Source organism: Vreelandella piezotolerans (assembly GCF_012427705.1).
Lineage (GTDB): Bacteria > Pseudomonadota > Gammaproteobacteria > Pseudomonadales > Halomonadaceae > Vreelandella > Vreelandella piezotolerans.
This window is the reverse complement of sequence record NZ_CP048602.1, coordinates 605,373-623,301: the sequence shown is the minus strand read 5'-3', so window position 1 is coordinate 623,301 and position 17,929 is coordinate 605,373. Positions and strand designations below refer to the sequence as shown.

Sequence of the window (17,929 nt, the reverse complement as noted above, 5' to 3'; positions counted from 1 at the left end):
TCACCGAATCGAGCGCCCATACAAGCAAAGCGCAACGCCCCTGACGAGCGCAGGGCGTTCGCGCTATACTTGCCACCATTTTTTGCAAGCCGTGAGCCGACTCCCCATGGAAAAGACCTACCAACCCGAACAGATCGAAACCCGCTGGTACGAACGCTGGGAAGCCGATAACCGCTTCGCCCCATCTGGCCGCGGCAAGCCCTTTTCGATCATGATTCCGCCGCCCAACGTCACCGGCAGCCTACATATGGGCCACGCGTTCCAGGACACCATCATGGATACCCTGACGCGCTGGAAGCGGATGCAGGGCAACAACACCCTGTGGCAGGTAGGCACCGACCACGCCGGTATCGCCACGCAGATGCTGGTGGAGCGTAAAATTGCCGCCGAGGAAGGCAAAACCCGCCATGACCTCGGCCGCGAAGCGTTCATCGATAAAGTGTGGGAGTGGAAGGAGGAGTCCGGCGGCCACATTACCCGACAGCTGCGCCGCATGGGCGCCAGCGTCGACTGGAGCCGTGAGCGCTTCACCATGGACGATGGCTTCTATAAAGCGGTTCAAGAAGTTTTCGTGCGCCTGCATGAAGAGAAACTGATCTATCGCGGCAAGCGCTTGGTCAACTGGGATCCGACGCTACACACCGCTATTTCCGACCTGGAAGTGGAAAACAAAGAGCAGCAGGGCAGCTTCTGGCACTTCCGCTACCCGCTGGCCGACGGCGTCAAGACCGACGACGGCAAGGATTACGTGGTGGTCGCCACCACCCGCCCGGAAACCCTGCTGGGCGATACCGGCGTGGCCGTCAACCCGGAGGATGCGCGCTATGCTTCCCTGGTCGGCAAGTTCATCGAGCTGCCGCTGGTAGGCCGCCGCATCCCCATCGTGGCGGACGAGCACGCCGATATGGAGAAAGGCTCGGGCTGTGTGAAGATTACCCCGGCCCACGACTTCAACGACTACGAAGTCGGCAAGCGTCAGAACCACCTGCTGATCAACGTATTCACCAAAGATGCAACGATCCTCGAGCAGGCGGAAATCTTCGACCTGAAAGGTCAGCCGCAGCCCGATGAAGATGCCACCCTGCCCGCGAAATACGCTGGCTTGGATCGTTTCGAAGCACGCAAGCAGATCGTCGCCGACATGGAGGCCCTCGGCCTGCTGGTACAGGTAGAGAGCGTCAACAATACCCTGCCCTACGGCGACCGCTCCGGCGATGTCATCGAGCCGTTGCTGACCGACCAGTGGTTCGTGGCCGTAGAGAGCCTCGCCAAGCCCGCCATCGAGGCGGTGGAGAACGGCGACATTCAGTTCGTGCCGAAGAACTACGAAAACATGTATTTCGCCTGGATGCGCGACCTGCAGGACTGGTGTATCTCCCGCCAACTGTGGTGGGGCCACCGCATTCCTGCCTGGTACGACGCCGACGGCAATGTGTACGTGGCTCGAACTGAAGAGGAAGCCCGCGAGAAGCATGGCCTCGGCGCTGACGTCGTACTGACCCAGGACGAAGACGTGCTGGACACCTGGTTCAGCTCGGGCCTATGGACGTTTGGCACCCTCGGCTGGCCGGAGAAAACGCCGGAGCTGGAAACCTTCCACCCCTCCAGCGTGCTGGTCACCGGTTTCGACATCATCTTCTTCTGGGTCGCCCGGATGATCATGATGACGCTGAAATTTACCGGTGAAGTCCCCTTCAAGACCGTTTACGTCCACGGCCTGGTACGCGATGGTCAGGGCCAGAAGATGTCCAAGTCCAAGGGCAACGTGCTGGACCCCATCGACTTGATCGACGGCATCAGCCTGGACGCGCTGCTGGAAAAGCGCACCGGCAACATGATGCAGCCCCAGAAAGCCAAGGCGATTGCCAAAGCCACCAAAGAGGAATTTAAAGACGGCATCGAGCCCCACGGCACCGATGCGCTGCGCTTTACGTTCCTTTCACAGGCCACTACCGGGCGCGATATCAAGTTCGACATGAACCGCCTGGATGGCTACCGCAACTTCTGTAACAAGCTCTGGAACGCCTCGCGCTACGTGCTAATGAACGCCGAGGGCGAGGACTGTGGCACCTTGGGCGAGGAAGTGGAGCTCTCGCTGGCGGACCGCTGGATCATCTCCCAGCTACAGAAAACCGAAGCGCAGGTCACCAAAGCCATGGACGAGTACCGTTTCGACCACGCGTCCCAGGCACTTTACGAGTTCGTCTGGAACGAGTACTGCGACTGGTACCTGGAGCTTTCCAAGCCGGTCCTCTGGGACGAGGCGGCCAGCGATAGAGCCAAACGCGGCACCCGCCGCACCCTGGTGCGGGTACTGGAAACCATTCTGCGCCTGGCCCACCCGATGATGCCCTACATTTCGGAAGAGATCTGGCAGCGGGTGGCTCCCCTGACGGGCACCTACATGGGCGACGGCGCCTCCATCATGCACCAGGCGTGGCCGGAAGCCGACGATAGCAAGATCGACGAGCAGGCCACCCGCGACATCGAATGGCTGAAAGGCGTGATCATCGCCGTGCGCAACATCCGCGCCGAGATGAACATTGCCCCTGGTAAGCCGCTGGACGTGCTGCTGACCAAAGGCCAGCCCGAGGACGCCGAGCGCCTGGAGCAGAACCGCCGCTTCCTGGCCAAGCTGGCGAAACTGGAGAGCGTGACCTGGCTGGCCAACCCAGAAGACGCCCCGCTTTCGGCCACCCAGCTGGTCGGCGATATGGAAGTGTTGGTACCGATGGCAGACCTGATCGATAAAGACGCGGAGCTTGCCCGCCTCGCCAAAGAGATCGAGAAGCAGGATAAGCTCATCGGCGGTATCGAGAAGAAACTGAGCAACGAAGGTTTCATTGCCAAAGCCCCCGACGCCGTGATCGAGAAGGAGCGCGGCAAACTGGCAGAGTACCAGTCCGCCAAAAAGTTGTTGGAAGAGCAGCAAGCGAAGATTGCCGCGATGTAATCCCCCGCTCATGACAGTCTCACAACGGCACCTACTGGGTGCCGTTGTCGTATCTACATCGCCTTTTTCACGCGACGACCTGCATGGCCATCGTTTTTTATGACGAACCGTGTAAGGTTAAACGTCATGCTGTCACTGACTGACAGTCGCACGCGTCGACCATTCATGACATGACCTCTCGTCAATCACACGGAACGCTTTATGCCGACACTCTCTGAGGCGCGCCTGAAGGCATTGGGCAGTACGCTGCAGCAAGCAAAGATCGACTACCGTTCGCTGACGCCCATGGCGGATACGGGCCTAGCACACGACCACGTGTGGATCCACCGAGACGCCGATGACTGGGTGGCTCGGCTGCCCAAACAGAGCCAGATGAATCTGCCGCCAGAAGAGAACTTGGCCTATCAAGCCGCCTGCTATGAACGGGCCAGCCAAGGCGGACATACGCCTCGGTTGCAGGGCGTACTACCGCCCAGCGAATCGCTACCACGCGGCGCGCTGCTGGTCGAGGCAATTCGCGGGCGCTTGGCCGAACTTCCCCAGGACCTGCCTGCCATTGCCGACACCCTCGCCAGCCTGCACCGCCAGCCGCTGCCTCGCCACCGCCCGCCGTTACTGGCCCCCAAATCACCTTGGCAGGCCATGGTGGAAGAAGTGTCTCTGCAGGCAAAATGGCTCGACGACGCCCAGCTTCCCAGCAGCATTCATCTGCGTATTCAACAGGAGCTGGATTTACTGCCCAGCACGCTGGATGACGCCGCCGCTACGCTGATCAGCTTCGATACCCACCCCGGCAATTTTTTGGTCAAGGACCAGGGGCGCGCCATACTCGTCGATCTCGAAAAATGCCGCTACGGACTGCCGGGCATCGATTTAGCCCATACCTCACTCTACACCTCGACCACCTGGGACCTTAACAGCCAGGCGGTGCTCAGCTTGGACGAGGTCATTGCGTTCTATCGCCGCTGGCAGACGGCCATGGCCGCCACGCCTGATATCGTGCTTCCCAGCGTGAATACGCTAATTGCCTGTCGGCGCGCGACGTGGCTATGGTCGCTGACGTGGTGTGCCAAGTGGCGCGCTCAGCACCTGCAACGCCAGGATAGCGAGCGCCGGGGAGAGGATTGGTCGGCGGAGCTCACCGATGCCGCCGTGATCGACCACGTGCGCGACCGCGTGGAACACTACCTCTCACTGCCCATTATCGACCATGTTCACAGTGAACTTCAGTGCCTACAAACCGCTCTATAACCAACTGATTTGATGAGGTGTGCGATGAAACCACGCTCTGCTCTGGCCACCGCCGTGGCGTTTGCTCTGATAAGCCTAGCCGCGCCTGCGGTTGCCACGCCCGACCCGCAAGAGTGGGAGAGCGTACTGGACGCCGCCGACGGCCAAACCGTGTACTGGAATGCCTGGGGCGGCGATGCGCGCACCAACCGCTATATTGCCTGGGTCGCAGAGCAGATGCAGGAGAGCTACGGCGTTCGCGTAGAGCACGTGAAGCTCGACGATACCAGCAGCGCCGTGGCACGGGTGCTGGGTGAACAGCAGGCGGGCAACGATAGCGATGGCAGCATTGATCTTATTTGGATCAACGGCGAAAACTTCGCCGCCATGCGTGAGCAAGACCTGCTGTTTGGGCCTTTTGCGGCGTCGCTGCCGAACTTCGCTCTTACCTATCCTGACGAGAATCCCGAAGTCGTCACCGACTTCACTCTACCCACCGAAGGCTACGAGTCCCCCTGGGGCAAGGCGCAAATCACCTTCTACTACGACAGCGCCCAAACCGATACGCCGCCCCAAAGCATCGAGGAATTACTCACCTGGGCCAGAGCGAATCCTGGACAGTTCAGCTATCCGCGTATCCCCGACTTTACCGGCAGTACGTTCCTAAAACAGGCGCTGATCGAGCTCACCGACCAAGCTGACGCGCTCTATGCCCCTGTCGACGAGACCACATTCGAAGAGATCACCGCGCCGCTGTGGGCCTACTTGGACGAGCTTCACCCACATTTATGGCGCAGCGGGCGCAGCTTTCCCGAATCCGGCCCTAACCTTCGTACGCTGATGAGCGACGGTGAACTCAGCCTCGCTTTCTCGTTCTACCCCACCGACGCTGCCGTAGCGGTGATGGAGTATGAACTGCCGCAAAGCGTGCGCAGCTACGTACTCGAAGGCGGCACCCTAGGCAACGTGCACTTCGTAGCCATTCCCTACAACTCGCCGCATAAAGCGGGCGCGATGGCGCTAGCCAACTTCCTGCTCTCCCCGGAAGCGCAGGCCCAGAAGCAGTCGCTCAGCATGTGGGGCGACCGCAGCGTGCTGGCCATTCAGCAGCTCGAGCCAAGCGACCAGGCACTCTTCGAGCAGGGTGACCGTCATCCCTCGGCGCTGCCGGTCGATGCGCTATCCAACACCCTGGCAGAACCCCATCCTAGCTGGATGAACGCCCTACAGGATGCTTGGCTCGAGCGTTACGGTGTCAACTAAGCGCACTCCTCCTCGTCGCGTGCGACTCACTGAACCATGCTACGGCTAGCGCCGATCGTGATCATTGCCCTACTGGTGATACCCGTCACCGCGGGGCTTGGCATGGTACTACTGCCCGCCTTTGGCTACTTGCCGGTACTGGGGAGCGATCAGGCCAACCTCTTTGCTTGGCAAATGCTTTTCGCACAGCCGGGGCTTGGCCGCTCGGTGGCGGTGAGTTTTGCCAGCGGCCTGGCCAGTACGGCGTTAGCGCTGCTCATCGTCGTGCTGTTTTTAGCTGCCAGCCAAGGCACTTGGCTGGACCGCAGCCTGCGCCGGTTAGTGTCACCTTTGCTGGCGATTCCCCACGCGGCGGTGGCGTTTGGCTTTGCTTTTCTGATTGCGCCTTCTGGGCTGATGGCACGACTGATCTCCCCGTGGCTCTCCGGCTGGGAGGCGCCCCCCGATGCGCTGATCGTCAACGATCCGTGGGGGCTTGCGCTCACGCTTGGCCTCGTCTTGAAGGAAGCGCCCTTTCTGCTGCTAATGAGCCTCGCGGCACTGCCTCAGCTCCAGGCCGAGCAGCGCCTGCGGCTGGCACGATCGTTGGGCTACTCGCCCACGGTTGCTTGGCTCAAAGGGGTGCTGCCGTCGCTCTATCCACTCATCCGCCTACCGGTGTATGCAGTGATTGCTTATGCGACCTCCGTGGTGGATATGGCGCTGATTTTGGGGCCGCGCTTGCCACCTACCTTGAGCGTCTCGATTCTTGGCTGGTTTAGCGACCCCGACCTCACCCGTCGCTTCATGGCGTCGGCGGCGGCAGTACTGCAGCTGGGCGTAACGCTGGCCGCGCTGCTGAGCTGGTGGCTGTTGGAGCAGCTAGCCCGCAGGCTGAGCCAGCGCTGGTTGATCAATGGCGAGCGCACGCGGGGAGACGCCGCCGTTCGTGTGTTCGGACGCGTAGGGCTTGCTCTGGCAAGCGCCGCCGCGCTGGCCTCGCTGGCGGGGCTTGGGCTCTTCTCGGTGGCCGGGTTCTGGCGTTTTCCTGAGCTGCTACCGCAGTCGCTTACCGTCGACCACTGGCAGCGCAGTGTCAGCATGCTGGCTGGCCCACTGACCCATACCGCACTCATTGCCCTGCTTTCGACCGGCGTGGCGGCCGTGTTGGTCGTCGCCACTCTCGAAAATGAACAGCGCCAGCAGATTCACCCTACCCGTTCGCTCTGGCTGCTCTATTTGCCACTGCTGGTGCCGCAAATCGCATTTTTATATGGCTTAGTGGTGGCCGCCGAGCGCCTGGGCATTCTCCCTCAGCTAGCGCTGGTGGTAGCGGGCCACCTGCTGTTCGTGCTGCCTTATGTGTATCTCTCGCTAGCCGAGGCCTACCGCCGCTTGGATCCGCGCTGGCTCTACATTGCGCAGTCGCTGGGCGTCTCGCGCCGCAGGGCGTTTTGGCGCGTGCGGCTGCCACTCCTGCTCGCCCCGCTGCTGACCGCCGTGGCGGTGGGTTTGGCGGTCAGTATTGGCCAATATTTACCCACCCAACTATTAGGCGCAGGCAGAGTCCCAACGGTGACCACCGAAGCCGTGGCGCTGGCCTCCGGGGGAAACCGCCGCTTAATCGGCGTATGGGCGCTGGTGCAAGCGGGCCTGCCGCTCGTCGGCTTTATGATCGCCGTCGCCTTGCCAAGGTGGCTGGGCGCTCCAAGACGCACACCTCTTAACGTTAAACGCCAAGGTTAAGACGCCCTGTGGATAAGGAACCTCATGAATAACGCTGCCAACGCCCTGACCCTCGAGCAAGTAAGCATTCACTTAGCTGAACGCCTGCTGTTGACAGTCGATGCAACGGTGGCCCCAGGCGACGTGCTCACCGTGATGGGTCCCTCGGGTTCTGGTAAATCGACGCTACTAGCGTTTATCGCCGGTTTTTTACCCAACACGTTCACCGCCCAGGGGCGGGTTCGCCTTGGGGATACCAACATACTACACCTGCCCGCCGAGCAGCGCGGCGTGGGGTTACTGTTTCAAGACCCGTTGCTGTTTCCCCATTTGAGTGTCGGCGGCAACCTGCGCTTTGGCCTGCCCCGTAGAAGCCCGCAGAAAAGTGCCCAGATTGCCAAGGCGCTCGACCAGATAGGGCTTGCGGGGTTTGAAGCCCGCGATCCGGCCACGCTTTCTGGCGGGCAGCAGGCTAGGGTGGCATTGATGCGGCTGCTGCTCTCCCAACCCCGCGCCGTATTACTGGACGAACCCTTCTCCAAGCTGGATACGACCCTACGCCAAGAGATGCGCGCGCTGGTCTTCAGTCAACTGCGGGAAGCGGGCCTACCCGCTCTACTCGTCACCCATGACGACGCCGATGCCACCGCCGCAGGAGGACCGATCATTGCCCTTGGCTGATCCGCACCCTACGCCTTTGTCACTGAGTATCATCATTCCCATGCTCAATGAAGCAGCCGGTATTCAGGCAACGCTCACGCGGCTACAGCTGCTGCGCGCCTCAGGCGTTGAACTCATCGTCGTGGATGGCGGCAGCACCGATGCCAGCGTGGCCTTGGCCGCGCCACTTGCCGATACGGTCCTGAAGAGTGAACCTGGGCGCGCACGTCAGATGAACCTGGGGGCGCAAAACGCCCGCGGCCTGGCATTGCTCTTTCTGCATGCCGATACTCGACTACCGCCCGACAAAGAGCAGCGTGCGGTGACGAATCTACAGCAGGCGGTTGCCCAACACGCCTGGGGGCGGTTCGATATTCAGCTCGCGGGCAAAAGCCGCTGGCTGCCAGTGGTCGCGAGCTTGATGAACCTACGTTCGCGACTCAGTGGTATCGCCACCGGTGACCAGGGCATCTTTGTGCGCCGGGACACGTTTTTCGCACTGGGCGGCTTTCCCGATCAGCCGCTGATGGAGGACATCGAACTCAGCAAACGGCTGAAGGCCCATTCATCCCCCGCCTGCCTGCGCCAGAAGGTGATAAGCTCGGGCAGGCGCTGGGACGAGTTCGGCGCTTGGCCCACCATTCGCCTGATGTGGCGGCTACGCTACCGCTATTGGCGCGGTGTCAGCGCCACACAACTGGCTAAGGAGTACCGCGATGCACGTTAAGCCCGCCGCGCCCCACCTGCACCTGCTGGCCAAAGCACCGCTGCCGGGTCAGGCCAAGACGCGTTTGATCCCCTGCTTGGGCGCAGAGGGCGCCGCCGAAGCCCACGCCGCCATGGTGCGCCACTGTGTTGCCACCGGCTGCGAAGCGCTGGGGGCGGAGAATGTCACGCTGTGGACCTCGTTAGACCACCACCACCCGCTATTTTTAGAGCTTCAGGCCCAACACGGCATGGCCTTGGCCGCCCAGCAGCAGGGCGATGTGGGCAGGCGCGTTCGCCATGCACTGAACAGCACCGACGGCCCCGCCATGGTGATGGGCACTGACTGCCCCAGCATTATCAGCGCCATGCTCAAGCGCTGCCGAGCAGCCTTGAGCACCTTTGCCGTGGTAATTCTACCGGCTGAGGATGGCGGCTACGGGCTGATTGGCAGCCACCAGGATCACCCCAGCCTGTTTGAAGACATTCCCTGGGGCACCGAACAGGTACTGAGCGTGACGCAAGCGCGCCTGGCGGCGCTGGGCCTGGAAGCCGCCTACCCAGATACCATGTGGGACATCGACCGCCCCGAAGATTGGCAGCGCTGGCAGCGGCAGCGCCACGCCAACGTGTAAGGAACCCCTCCATTTGAGCACTGAGTCAGCCCCCCTTTTTCCAAGGAGCCTGCCATGAACCGTCAGCGCCTGCTGATGTTTGCCCTACTGCTATTGGCCGTGATTGGCTTCTACGCTAGCGGCGCCCATTCGTTTTTCACGCTGGACACCCTGCAAACCTACCGCAGCGATTTTCAGGCAGCTTTTCAGCAATCGCCTTGGCAGGTGGCGGGTATGTTCTTTGCGGTGTATGTGGTCATGACGGCCCTGTCACTCCCCGGTGCTACCCTGCTCACCCTGCTGGGGGGTGCACTGTTTGGATTGGGCTGGGGGCTGCTCATCATCTCGTTTGCCAGCGCCATCGGCGCGACGCTCGCCTTTCTGCTTTCCCGTTTTCTGTTTCGGCAGCCCATCGAAAAACGCTTTCCCCGCCAGTTCGACACGGTGAACCGGGGCGTCGAGAAGGATGGCACGTTTTATCTGTTCACCCTGCGTTTGGTGCCCATTTTTCCGTTTTTCATGATCAACCTCGTCATGGGGCTGACGCGGATTAAAACCACCACGTTTTACTGGGTGAGCCAGCTGGGCATGCTGCCTGGCACGGCGGTGTACGTGAATGCGGGCGGCCAGCTCGGCGAGCTGGAAAGCCTGAGCGGCATTATTTCGCCTTGGCTCATTGCCTCGTTTGCGCTGCTGGCGGTGTTCCCTTGGGTGGCCCGGCGCATTGCGGTGTTGGTGCAAAAGCGCAACGCCTATAAAGGCTTCACGCGCCCTAGCCGCTTCGATTACGACATCGTGGTGATTGGCGGCGGCTCGGCGGGGTTAGTCACTAGCTATATCGCCAGCGCCGTGAAGGCCAAGGTGGCCCTGGTCGAAAAACACAAGATGGGCGGCGACTGTCTCAATACGGGCTGCGTTCCCTCGAAAGCATTGATCCGGGCGGCTCGCGCGGCCCATGACATTCGCACGGCGCACCGCTTTGGCGTGAGCGCCAGCGAGCCCCGCGTGGATTTCTCCAAGGTGATGGGGCATGTGCATCAGGCCATCCGCGATATCGAGCCCCATGACAGCGTCGAGCGCTACACCAAGCTCGGAGTGGAGGTGTATCAAGCGCACGCCACCCTGGTATCGCCGTGGGAAATTCGCGTGGGTGAACAAACCCTCACCGCTCGCCATATCGTGCTGGCCACCGGGGCGCGCCCCCGCGTGCCGCCCCTACCCGGTATCGAGCACGCGCCGCTGCTCACCTCTGAAAACCTTTGGTCGCTCACCGAGCTGCCCAAACGGTTGGTGGTGCTTGGCGGCGGGGCGATTGGCTGCGAACTCAGCCAAAGCTTTGCCCGCCTGGGCAGCCAGGTCACCTTGGTCGAGTGCGCGCCACAGTTACTGGGCCGAGAGGATAACGAGGTCAGCGAGCACGTGGAGCGCACCCTCACCCAAGAGGGCGTAACGGTGATGACCAGCGCGAAAGCGCTGGAGGTGAACCAAACGGACGGTGAGTATCAGTTGGTGATCGAGCACGAGGGTGAGCGCAATACTCTGGCGTTCGATTACCTTTTGGTGAGCGCAGGCCGTCAGGCCAACGTGGAGGGGTTAGGGCTGGAAGCGCTAGGAATTACCACCACGGATATCGGCACGCTGGCGCTCAACGAGCGGCTGCAGACGCGCCTGCCCAACATCTGGGCCTGCGGCGACTTAGCAGGCCCCTACCAGCTTACCCATGCGGCCGCCCATCAGGCGTGGCACGCCGCCGTGAATGCGCTGTTTGGCGAGCTGAAAAGCTTCGCGGTGGACTACCGCTTTATGCCCGCCGTTACCTATGTTCAGCCGGAAGTAGCGCGAGTGGGTCTCAACGAAAAAGAGGCCACCGCGAAAGGTGTCGCCTTTGAAGTGACCCGCTACGCCATGAGCGAAAGCGACCGCGCCATTGCCGAAGGCGCGTCCGAAGGCTTTATCAAGGCGCTCACCGTGCCCGGCAAAGACAAAATTCTGGGGGCGACGATCGTCGCGGAGAACGCCGGGGAGTGGCTGGGCGAGTTCACCATCGCCATGAAGCACGGGCTGGGGCTGAATAAACTGCTCGGCACCATTCACCCCTACCCCACGCTAGGCGAAGCCGCCAAAGCCACCGCAGGCGTTTGGAAAAACGCCCATAAGCCGGAGCGAGTGTTGGCACTGCTGCAGAAGTACTTTAGCTGGCGGCGCGGTGAGGGCCAATGACACGGCAGCTACTGCTCATCGGCGCGGGTCACGCCCATGCCTTCGTACTGGAGGCGTTTGCTCAACGCCCGGATAAAGCGGTGTCGATCACCGTCGTGAGCGACAGCCAACTGGCCGCCTACTCGGGCAGCGTGCCTGCGTGGCTCTCTGGGGAGTACACGCTGCGGGAGACTCAGATGGATATCGCGGCGCTCTGCCAGCGGGCGGGGGCTCGCTTTATTGCTTCTCCAGCCGTGGCGTTATGCACGAGCGAGCGTCAAGTAACGCTGGCGGATGGCAGTGTGATTGCGTTTGACGTGGCCTCCTTCAACGTCGGCTCGACGCTCACGTTGCCTCAAGTTATTGCCCCGCAAAGCGATGAGGGTATCGGGCCAAAAGGTATTGAGGAGAGTACGTCGCCCACGCTGCTGGCCATGCGCCCGCTCAGCTCGTTGCACCACTGTTGGCAAGCATTACGCGAAGAGGTGGCTAAACTGCCTGCAGGAGCGCATCAGAACGTTGTGAGCGTAGGCGGCGGCGCAGCAGGCTGCGAGACGCTGATGAGCGTCTTGGCGCAGCTTCGCCAGCAGCGCCCGGACATTCACTGGCAAGGCGAGCTGATCAGCGCCGCCAAAACGCTGCTGCCTGGCGCTGGCTGGCTGCCTCGCTGGTTAACGGCGCGAGCGCTCACACGTGCGGGCGTGCGCGTCCTCACAGGAGTGCGGGGGCGCGCCTTGGTACCTGGCGGTGTGCAAACCGACACTGGTGAGCACATCGAAGCGGATATCGTACTCTGGGCGACCGGCGCCGTGGGCCAAACGTGGCTGCAACGAACGGCGCTGCCGCTGGATGAGAAAGGCTTTATTTCTGTGGACGAGGCGCTTCAAGTGACTGGCCAGCGCGGCATTTTTGCCGCTGGCGACTGCGCTGCGCTGCGCTCCTCCCCACTCCCTAAGGCAGGCGTTTATGCGGTGCGTATGGGCCCCGCATTAGCAGAGAATCTGCGGGCCGCCTGCCACGGTTTAACGCTCACCCCGTGGCAGCCTCCGCGTCGCGTGCTAGCACTGATTGGCACCGGCGACGGCCACGCGATTGCCAGCCGTGGGTCCATAGGCTTTTCGGGCCGCTGGGTATGGCAGTGGAAACAGCGGATCGATGCGCGCTTTCTTGCCCGCTTCAACCCGCCTTTTACTGACTAAGCCGATAGCGGCTTAGTTAGCTTCTCGCCAACCGCCGAGGACGCGGCTATCTGGTCCGAAGAACACCAACCGGTCATGGTCGATCAAATACCGATAGGCATTATCTAGCATATCAGTCACCCGCTTGGCGTCCTCCATGTTCGGACACGCCATTCGGGTAGAGGCCAGCTCGCTAAACGAGATGCGTTGGCTTTCACCTAAACTCACCTTACCGGTGAACTGGTTGCAGCCATCAGAGCCGTTAACCTTCCCGTCGCGTCCAATGCGAAAGAACGGTGTCTCGGGCATGGAGAGCCGCTCATCGGTCCCTACCAGCAGTAAGTTCCAGCGCTGCTCCACTACCGGCCCAGAGAGCGTGCCGCCCTGCGGTACATCCGTTCGCTCTTGCTGCGGTGTGCTGCCACAAGCGCTCAGCAGCAGCGCAAGCCCCATTCCCATGATGATATGGCGGGTTTGTCCTTTCACCTTGTTCGTACTCCTTATGCGTTTTACCAGCTACTTACCAGCTACCCGTGTTTTCCATGGAGGCCCAAGGCTCCTGGGGAGACAATGCATCGCCTTTTTGTAACAGCTCGACAGAGATGCCGTCGGGCGACTTCACGAACGCCATGTGGCCGTCGCGGGGCGGACGGTTAATGGTCACGCCGTTATCCTGAAGTTTCTGGCAAAGGCCATAAATATCGTCGACTCGGTAGGCCAAATGGCCGAAATTACGGCCACCCGTGTACTCTTCCGGGTCCCAGTTGTAGGTCAACTCGAGCTCGGGGGCAGTAAGGCGCTCGGAGCGGGCTTCGTCGTCGGGCGCCGCCAGAAACACCAGTGTAAAGCGACCTTTTTCGTTCTCTTTACGGCGCACTTCTTTGAGGCCCAGCAACTCACAATAAAAGTGAAGCGAGGCGTCCAAGTCACTGACACGTACCATGGTATGTAAAAACTGCATGTCATTTCCTCTTCATCGAAAAAGGGTAATTATATCCTGTAAAACCGTAGCGCACGTTGTCGCGCGGGTCATGTGGCACCCTCAAAACATAGACAAGAGTGCCACATTAAAATATAAGATAGATGTGCTGTACAATAATGTCATGGTGGTGCATCTCGTGCGTCATGCCAAGTAACTATGACGATTCGCTATCGGCTCGTCGAGGAGAGGTCTGTGGATTCGATTACGCAAGCAGCGCTTGGGGCAGCCGTCGGAGGGGTGGTATTGGGTAAGCGCCTGGGCAGAAAGGCCATCGTCATAGGTGCGCTACTGGGTACTCTACCCGATTTGGACGTGGCGCTGGATTATGGCGACGCCATTGCCAACGTCACCGAGCACCGTGGCTTCAGCCATTCCCTGTTCGTATTGACGGGCCTTGCCACGCTGCTAGCCGTGCTCTGCGCTCGCTTCGCGCCACCGCAGGACATCTCGTTTGGCCGCTGGTGGAGTTTTTTTACGCTGATATTGGTGACGCACCCGCTGCTCGATTCGCTCACCACCTATGGCACACAACTGCTATGGCCGCTGGACGCGCCACCGGTCGCGTGGCCTATCGTCTTCATCATCGACCCTTTTTACACGCTGCCGCTGCTGATAGCGCTCACCATTGCCAGCGTCTCCGGCAAGGTACACAGCGCTTGCCGAGCGGGGCTAGCCATCTCCTGCGTTTATCTCATAGCAGCGGCTGGCGCCAAGTGGAGCGTGGAGCAACGTCTTGCACCGACACTGGCCGACGCAGATTTACAGACGGCTCCCGTACTGATTCAACCGACGCCGTTCAACATCGCGCTATGGCGGGCGACGGTCATCGACGATGATCGTTATTACGAGAGTTTGATCAGCGTGTTCGATCGTGAACGGGCCCCAGCCTTGGAGCCGTTGCGTCGTAACGTCGAGCTGGAGCCAAGTGCTCTGGAGGGGCCGCTAGGCCAGCGGCTTACATGGTTCACTGGGCCGTTCTTACGTTTCGAGACACGTCACATCGATGGGCAAGAGACGATTATCGCCACTGACATTCGGCTAGGCTTTCCCGGTTTTCATCCTTTCAACTTTACCCTAGCAACCCGAGAAGGCGATCGCTGGGTACCCGTTGCGATCAGTGAAGAAGTACGCAGCCCCAGAGGACTGCACTTGGCGACACTGGCACGTCTTGCCGCCCGGGCAGGCGGCGATGTATCGGCCCTGTGCGCCAGCGACTACGTAGAGCCACAGTGGCGCGCAGAGCCGTTCCTCTATCGCTGCTAGTGGCCGTACAAGGCCATGACAGGCTACGGCGCAATGCCTTGTGCACATCCTTTATATTGTTCGCCATCAATGGTGAACGTCACGCGAGCAGGATAGGGTTCGCCACTCATGTCGTCGAAACAGGCACCTGATTCAATACGTACGCGGAAAAACTGCTCGGCGTTGGCATTCTCGATCACCACCCGGCCCGCGTCGTTATCCATCACGCTGACCATATAGGGCATGGTCGCCGTGTCGCTGCCGTAATTAGTGGTCCAGGTCATGACGGGCGCATCGTTCGCCAGTTCGATCGTCCAGCCGGGCTCGTTACCGCGGGCTAACAACATCACACCCGGGTGGCTGCCACGCGTGGCAATCTCCCGCTGAACCCCTTGATGGCATTGTAGCTGCCCTCGCGGCGTTTCGATTTGCGCCCGATCGCCGCGATTCCAGAAGCTGATATCGCCATCCTGATAACGGGCACCGCTGGCCACTACGGCTTGAGGCAATCGCCACGCACCGTGTAACGACCACAGCCGTAACTCGTTCCCATTGACAGCCGTGACCAAGTCTTGATTGGCTGGTTGGCAGTTCCAGGCCTGAAAACGCTCGGCGCTGCCGGGAAACAGCACCGAAGGCAGCAGCGGCGCGCTGCTCTGCACGGTGGTTTTCACTGGCTGCTCATCGACTGGCGCACTGGTGGCGCAGCCGCCCAGCAGTATCGCGGTCGCTACCGCGGTGGCGAGTCGTAGTGATGCCGTATTAGCCTTCATCGAACGTGCTCCCTATCGAATCCCTCATTTCATGGCTTATTACACCACTTACTTCTTAAAAGCGCTCAGGTCGTGCGGGTCGAACGTGGCTACCTCTTTGGGTAGCCCTAGTTCGTCACGCTTTACTTTGACCTGCATTTTTTCTGCGAGCCGTTCGGCATCGTCATCGGTGGTGCGGCCGTTCAGTTCTGCCAGTTGAGCCATGCCTTGGTGGTAGAAGGTCAGAATATCCAGCGCTAAACGATTATCCTGTTCCACCGCACGGCGCAGCGGCTGCAGATAGCTACTAATGCGCGACAAGTGGTGCTTGAGCTGCCAAACGTAGCGCATTTCGGCCATCCACGGGCGCTCTCTGAGCGCAGCGAACATGGCGCTGGTGGCGAGCAGGCCCAGCAGAACGCCCAGCGCGTTCAGCCAGATGCTGCTTCCAAAGGTAGCGGTGAGCAGCATGGAAAACAGCAGGCCAAAAATGATCAGTTGCCCGGCCATTGCCACGCTGATGATACGGGCTTTGCGACGGTACGTAGCAGGGTCGTGCTGTTCAAGGGTAAAGGCCATGGCCAACCTCGTGATCGAAAGGAGTCCTTATGATACGGGGCTGGCCGGGTCAGTCAACGCGCTAGGTCAGTCGTTCCGCGGCGGTTTTCAGCAAGCGCTCGGTGGTCTCCCAGCTGACGCAGGCATCAGTGACCGAGACGCCGTAGCGTAGCGCACTGGGCGTCAACGCTTGTTTGCCTTCGTACAAATGACTCTCTAGCATCAATGCCACCAAATTTGCGTCGCCCGCTTGACGCTGAGCCAATACGTCCAGCATGACTTCACTTTGGCGGCGGTGATCCTTACGGGCGTTGGCGTGGCTACAGTCCACCATCAAGCGCGGATTCTGGCCCGCCTCGCATAGCGTATTCACGGCGCGGCGCACATGGTGCGCTTGGTAATTAGGTTCACCGTGACCACCACGTAATACCACATGGGTGTGTGGGTTGCCTGCGGTCTCCTGCATGATCGGGCGGCCCTGACTATCCATGGCAAAACGCTGATGGGAGTGGGCCGCCGCCTGCATGGCATCGATGGCCACCTGCACGTCACCGCTGGTGGCATTTTTGAAGCCTACGGCAGCGCTGAGATCGCTAGCCAATTCACGGTGTAGCTGGGACTCCGTGGTGCGCGCCCCAATCGCCACCCAGCTCAGCAGGTCATCCAGGTAGGGGGCCAGCATCGGCTGCAATAGCTCGGTGGCTATCGGCAGGCCGCGGGAGGCGACGGCGTGCATCAATTCACGAGATAGTGTCATACCGCGCGGCAAATCACCGCTACCATCCAGATCGGGATCGTAGGCCAGCCCTTTCCAACCGACCGTAGTGCGCGGCTTCTCAACGTACACCCGCATCACCGGCAGAATCCGTTCGCGCACCTCGTCGCTGAGCGCGGCCAAACGATCCGCGTACTCCAGGGCAGCATCCGGATCGTGGATGGAGCAGGGTCCTACCACGACGAGCAGGCGATCATCATGCCCGTTGAGAATACGCTGCACCGCTTGGCGCTGCTGATCGATTTGGGAACGGAGCGTGCTGTTCACACTCACCCGCTGACGCAGCTCAGCGGGTAGCGGCAGAGCCGTTGCAGACATGAGCGAGGAAGCCGGGGCAGTCGTGGGGCAAGCAGTATTGGCAGTATGGATAGGGGCATTCATCAGTTAACTCTCCGAATTCGTAGGGCATAGCGCGTGACATCGCATCACCAACTTGCCACCCAAATGGGCACGGTCGGAGGTGGCAGCTAGCACCGACCGCGCGACGCTAAATCGCCAGCCATAGCCGATATAACGGATGGCGTTCAGACTAGCGATAAAGTATGCGCGGTAAGACATGGTGCAGCTCCTGAATGAATGACGTATGAAATGTGGTTGCGTAAAACGAAAGAAGCCTCGGTGGAGTTACCCACCGAGGCTTCTTTGCATGCGGCAGGCAACCGGAGCGGTGTGCCTGCTGGCGCGACGCTAAGCGTCAGCCAGGGGCACACCGTGGCTAAACCAATACGCTGCATAGTAACCGAATTGAGTGACACCGACGCTCGCCCAAGCGTACGCCACCGTTTCCGGTTTGGCGGTGACGCTTGATGACAACGTGCCGTGTAGCATGGGACTTCCTCAATCGATTAATGACGAACTGTCTTTATCCTGCCTGCGCAGGCGCCAAATGGCAACCGAGAATTTGCGTGCGGGTTGCCCATGAGCAAGTGATTAGCTGCCGAACGCTTGGATCCAACCAATCGTGGCGGGCAGTGCACTCATACCGACCAAGACCACGATGCCCAGTATGATCGGCAGAATGCCAGAATCGTCTTTGAAATTGTCGTCGTGATGGGCCATGACAGCCTCCTCAATAGCGGATCGAGTTGACGGCTTAAGCCGTACACTAAAAGTG

At 60.6% G+C, this 17,929-nt stretch carries 17 protein-coding genes; 10 read left to right on the top strand and 7 right to left on the bottom strand.

Features of this window, described 5'->3' with window-relative positions; all coding sequences use genetic code 11:
- The first annotated feature begins 106 nt into the window (after window positions 1-106).
- From GYM47_RS02875 to GYM47_RS02835, 9 genes are all read left to right on the top strand, one after another.
- Entirely contained in the window at window positions 107-2,953 is a 2,847-nt protein-coding gene (locus tag GYM47_RS02875) for a valine--tRNA ligase (protein ID WP_153843472.1), read from the top strand.
- Window positions 2,954-3,154: 201 nt separating this feature from the next.
- Window positions 3,155-4,204, top strand: a complete 1,050-nt coding sequence (locus tag GYM47_RS02870) for an aminoglycoside phosphotransferase family protein (RefSeq protein WP_153843471.1) — start codon at window positions 3,155-3,157, stop codon at window positions 4,202-4,204.
- A gap of 24 nt (window positions 4,205-4,228) precedes the next feature.
- Window positions 4,229-5,446: an ABC transporter substrate-binding protein gene (locus GYM47_RS02865; protein WP_153843470.1), complete on the top strand. Its 1,218-nt coding sequence runs from the start codon at window positions 4,229-4,231 to the stop codon at window positions 5,444-5,446.
- 36 nt (window positions 5,447-5,482) lie between these two features.
- Window positions 5,483-7,171, top strand: coding sequence for an ABC transporter permease (locus GYM47_RS02860; RefSeq protein ID WP_153843469.1), 1,689 nt, complete (start codon window positions 5,483-5,485; stop codon window positions 7,169-7,171).
- 24 nt (window positions 7,172-7,195) lie between these two features.
- Complete coding sequence (locus GYM47_RS02855; protein ID WP_153843468.1) at window positions 7,196-7,831, top strand: ATP-binding cassette domain-containing protein; 636 nt, start codon at window positions 7,196-7,198, stop codon at window positions 7,829-7,831.
- Window positions 7,818-8,537 carry a TIGR04283 family arsenosugar biosynthesis glycosyltransferase gene (locus GYM47_RS02850; RefSeq protein WP_269202176.1) on the top strand — a complete coding sequence of 240 codons (720 nt, stop codon included), beginning with the start codon at window positions 7,818-7,820 and terminating at the stop codon, window positions 8,535-8,537. Before GYM47_RS02855 ends, GYM47_RS02850 begins: the two co-directional genes overlap by 14 nt.
- On the top strand, window positions 8,527-9,150 hold the full coding sequence (locus tag GYM47_RS02845) for a TIGR04282 family arsenosugar biosynthesis glycosyltransferase (RefSeq protein WP_153843466.1): 624 nt from the start codon (window positions 8,527-8,529) through the stop codon (window positions 9,148-9,150). Before GYM47_RS02850 ends, GYM47_RS02845 begins: the two co-directional genes overlap by 11 nt.
- 54 nt (window positions 9,151-9,204) lie before the next feature.
- The gene (locus GYM47_RS02840) at window positions 9,205-11,349 is read left to right on the top strand and encodes an FAD-dependent oxidoreductase (protein WP_153843465.1); all 2,145 of its coding nucleotides are present in this window, start codon (window positions 9,205-9,207) and stop codon (window positions 11,347-11,349) included.
- Window positions 11,346-12,527 (top strand): FAD-dependent oxidoreductase, encoded by a 1,182-nt coding sequence (locus GYM47_RS02835; protein ID WP_153843464.1) that lies wholly within the window; start codon window positions 11,346-11,348, stop codon window positions 12,525-12,527. Before GYM47_RS02840 ends, GYM47_RS02835 begins: the two co-directional genes overlap by 4 nt.
- Before the next feature lie 12 nt (window positions 12,528-12,539).
- Here GYM47_RS02835 and GYM47_RS02830 read toward each other — a convergent pair whose 3' ends face one another.
- Window positions 12,540-12,965, bottom strand: coding sequence for an META domain-containing protein (locus GYM47_RS02830; RefSeq protein ID WP_153843509.1), 426 nt, complete (start codon window positions 12,963-12,965; stop codon window positions 12,540-12,542).
- Between the two features lie 61 nt (window positions 12,966-13,026).
- Window positions 13,027-13,467 carry a lactoylglutathione lyase gene (gene gloA / locus GYM47_RS02825; protein WP_139528339.1) on the bottom strand — a complete coding sequence of 147 codons (441 nt, stop codon included), beginning with the start codon at window positions 13,465-13,467 and terminating at the stop codon, window positions 13,027-13,029.
- A gap of 213 nt (window positions 13,468-13,680) precedes the next feature.
- On the opposite strand from gloA, the gene GYM47_RS02820 reads away from it, so the two are divergent.
- Entirely contained in the window at window positions 13,681-14,751 is a 1,071-nt protein-coding gene (locus tag GYM47_RS02820; RefSeq protein ID WP_153843463.1) for a metal-dependent hydrolase, read from the top strand.
- A gap of 23 nt (window positions 14,752-14,774) precedes the next feature.
- On the opposite strand, the gene GYM47_RS02815 is transcribed toward GYM47_RS02820, so the two are convergent.
- The 5 genes from GYM47_RS02815 to GYM47_RS18455 all read right to left on the bottom strand — a co-directional run bounded on the left by GYM47_RS02815 (window position 14,775) and on the right by GYM47_RS18455 (window position 17,874).
- Entirely contained in the window at window positions 14,775-15,503 is a 729-nt protein-coding gene (locus GYM47_RS02815; RefSeq protein ID WP_153843462.1) for an MliC family protein, read from the bottom strand.
- Between the two features lie 48 nt (window positions 15,504-15,551).
- Entirely contained in the window at window positions 15,552-16,061 is a 510-nt protein-coding gene (locus GYM47_RS02810) for a DUF3087 family protein (protein ID WP_139528336.1), read from the bottom strand.
- A 61-nt stretch (window positions 16,062-16,122) separates the two neighbouring features.
- A complete protein-coding gene (locus tag GYM47_RS02805) occupies window positions 16,123-17,196 on the bottom strand; it encodes a 3-deoxy-7-phosphoheptulonate synthase (protein ID WP_153843461.1) in 1,074 nt (357 codons plus the stop codon).
- Window positions 17,197-17,199: 3 nt separating this feature from the next.
- On the bottom strand, window positions 17,200-17,373 hold the full coding sequence (locus GYM47_RS02800) for a hypothetical protein (protein ID WP_168444428.1): 174 nt from the start codon (window positions 17,371-17,373) through the stop codon (window positions 17,200-17,202).
- 372 nt (window positions 17,374-17,745) lie between these two features.
- On the bottom strand, window positions 17,746-17,874 hold the full coding sequence (locus GYM47_RS18455) for a hypothetical protein (RefSeq protein WP_255303977.1): 129 nt from the start codon (window positions 17,872-17,874) through the stop codon (window positions 17,746-17,748).
- Window positions 17,875-17,929: the final 55 nt, after the last annotated feature.

Excerpts from the sequence above, each read along its gene's own strand:
- GYM47_RS02875 (WP_153843472.1), top strand. The coding sequence starts at position 107 with ATGGAAAAGACCTACCAACCCGAACAGATCGAAACCCGCTGGTACGAA.
- GYM47_RS02810 (WP_139528336.1), bottom strand. The coding sequence starts at position 16,061 with ATGGCCTTTACCCTTGAACAGCACGACCCTGCTACGTACCGTCGCAAA.
- GYM47_RS02805 (WP_153843461.1), bottom strand. The coding sequence starts at position 17,196 with ATGAATGCCCCTATCCATACTGCCAATACTGCTTGCCCCACGACTGCC.
- GYM47_RS02830 (WP_153843509.1), bottom strand. The coding sequence starts at position 12,965 with ATGGGAATGGGGCTTGCGCTGCTGCTGAGCGCTTGTGGCAGCACACCG.
- GYM47_RS02855 (WP_153843468.1), top strand. The coding sequence starts at position 7,196 with ATGAATAACGCTGCCAACGCCCTGACCCTCGAGCAAGTAAGCATTCAC.
- gloA (WP_139528339.1), bottom strand. The coding sequence starts at position 13,467 with ATGCAGTTTTTACATACCATGGTACGTGTCAGTGACTTGGACGCCTCG.
- GYM47_RS02845 (WP_153843466.1), top strand. The coding sequence starts at position 8,527 with ATGCACGTTAAGCCCGCCGCGCCCCACCTGCACCTGCTGGCCAAAGCA.
- GYM47_RS02815 (WP_153843462.1), bottom strand. The coding sequence starts at position 15,503 with ATGAAGGCTAATACGGCATCACTACGACTCGCCACCGCGGTAGCGACC.
- GYM47_RS02840 (WP_153843465.1), top strand. The coding sequence starts at position 9,205 with ATGAACCGTCAGCGCCTGCTGATGTTTGCCCTACTGCTATTGGCCGTG.
- GYM47_RS02835 (WP_153843464.1), top strand. The coding sequence starts at position 11,346 with ATGACACGGCAGCTACTGCTCATCGGCGCGGGTCACGCCCATGCCTTC.
- GYM47_RS02860 (WP_153843469.1), top strand. The coding sequence starts at position 5,483 with ATGCTACGGCTAGCGCCGATCGTGATCATTGCCCTACTGGTGATACCC.
- GYM47_RS02865 (WP_153843470.1), top strand. The coding sequence starts at position 4,229 with ATGAAACCACGCTCTGCTCTGGCCACCGCCGTGGCGTTTGCTCTGATA.
- GYM47_RS18455 (WP_255303977.1), bottom strand. The coding sequence starts at position 17,874 with ATGGCCCATCACGACGACAATTTCAAAGACGATTCTGGCATTCTGCCG.
- GYM47_RS02800 (WP_168444428.1), bottom strand. The coding sequence starts at position 17,373 with ATGTCTTACCGCGCATACTTTATCGCTAGTCTGAACGCCATCCGTTAT.
- GYM47_RS02870 (WP_153843471.1), top strand. The coding sequence starts at position 3,155 with ATGCCGACACTCTCTGAGGCGCGCCTGAAGGCATTGGGCAGTACGCTG.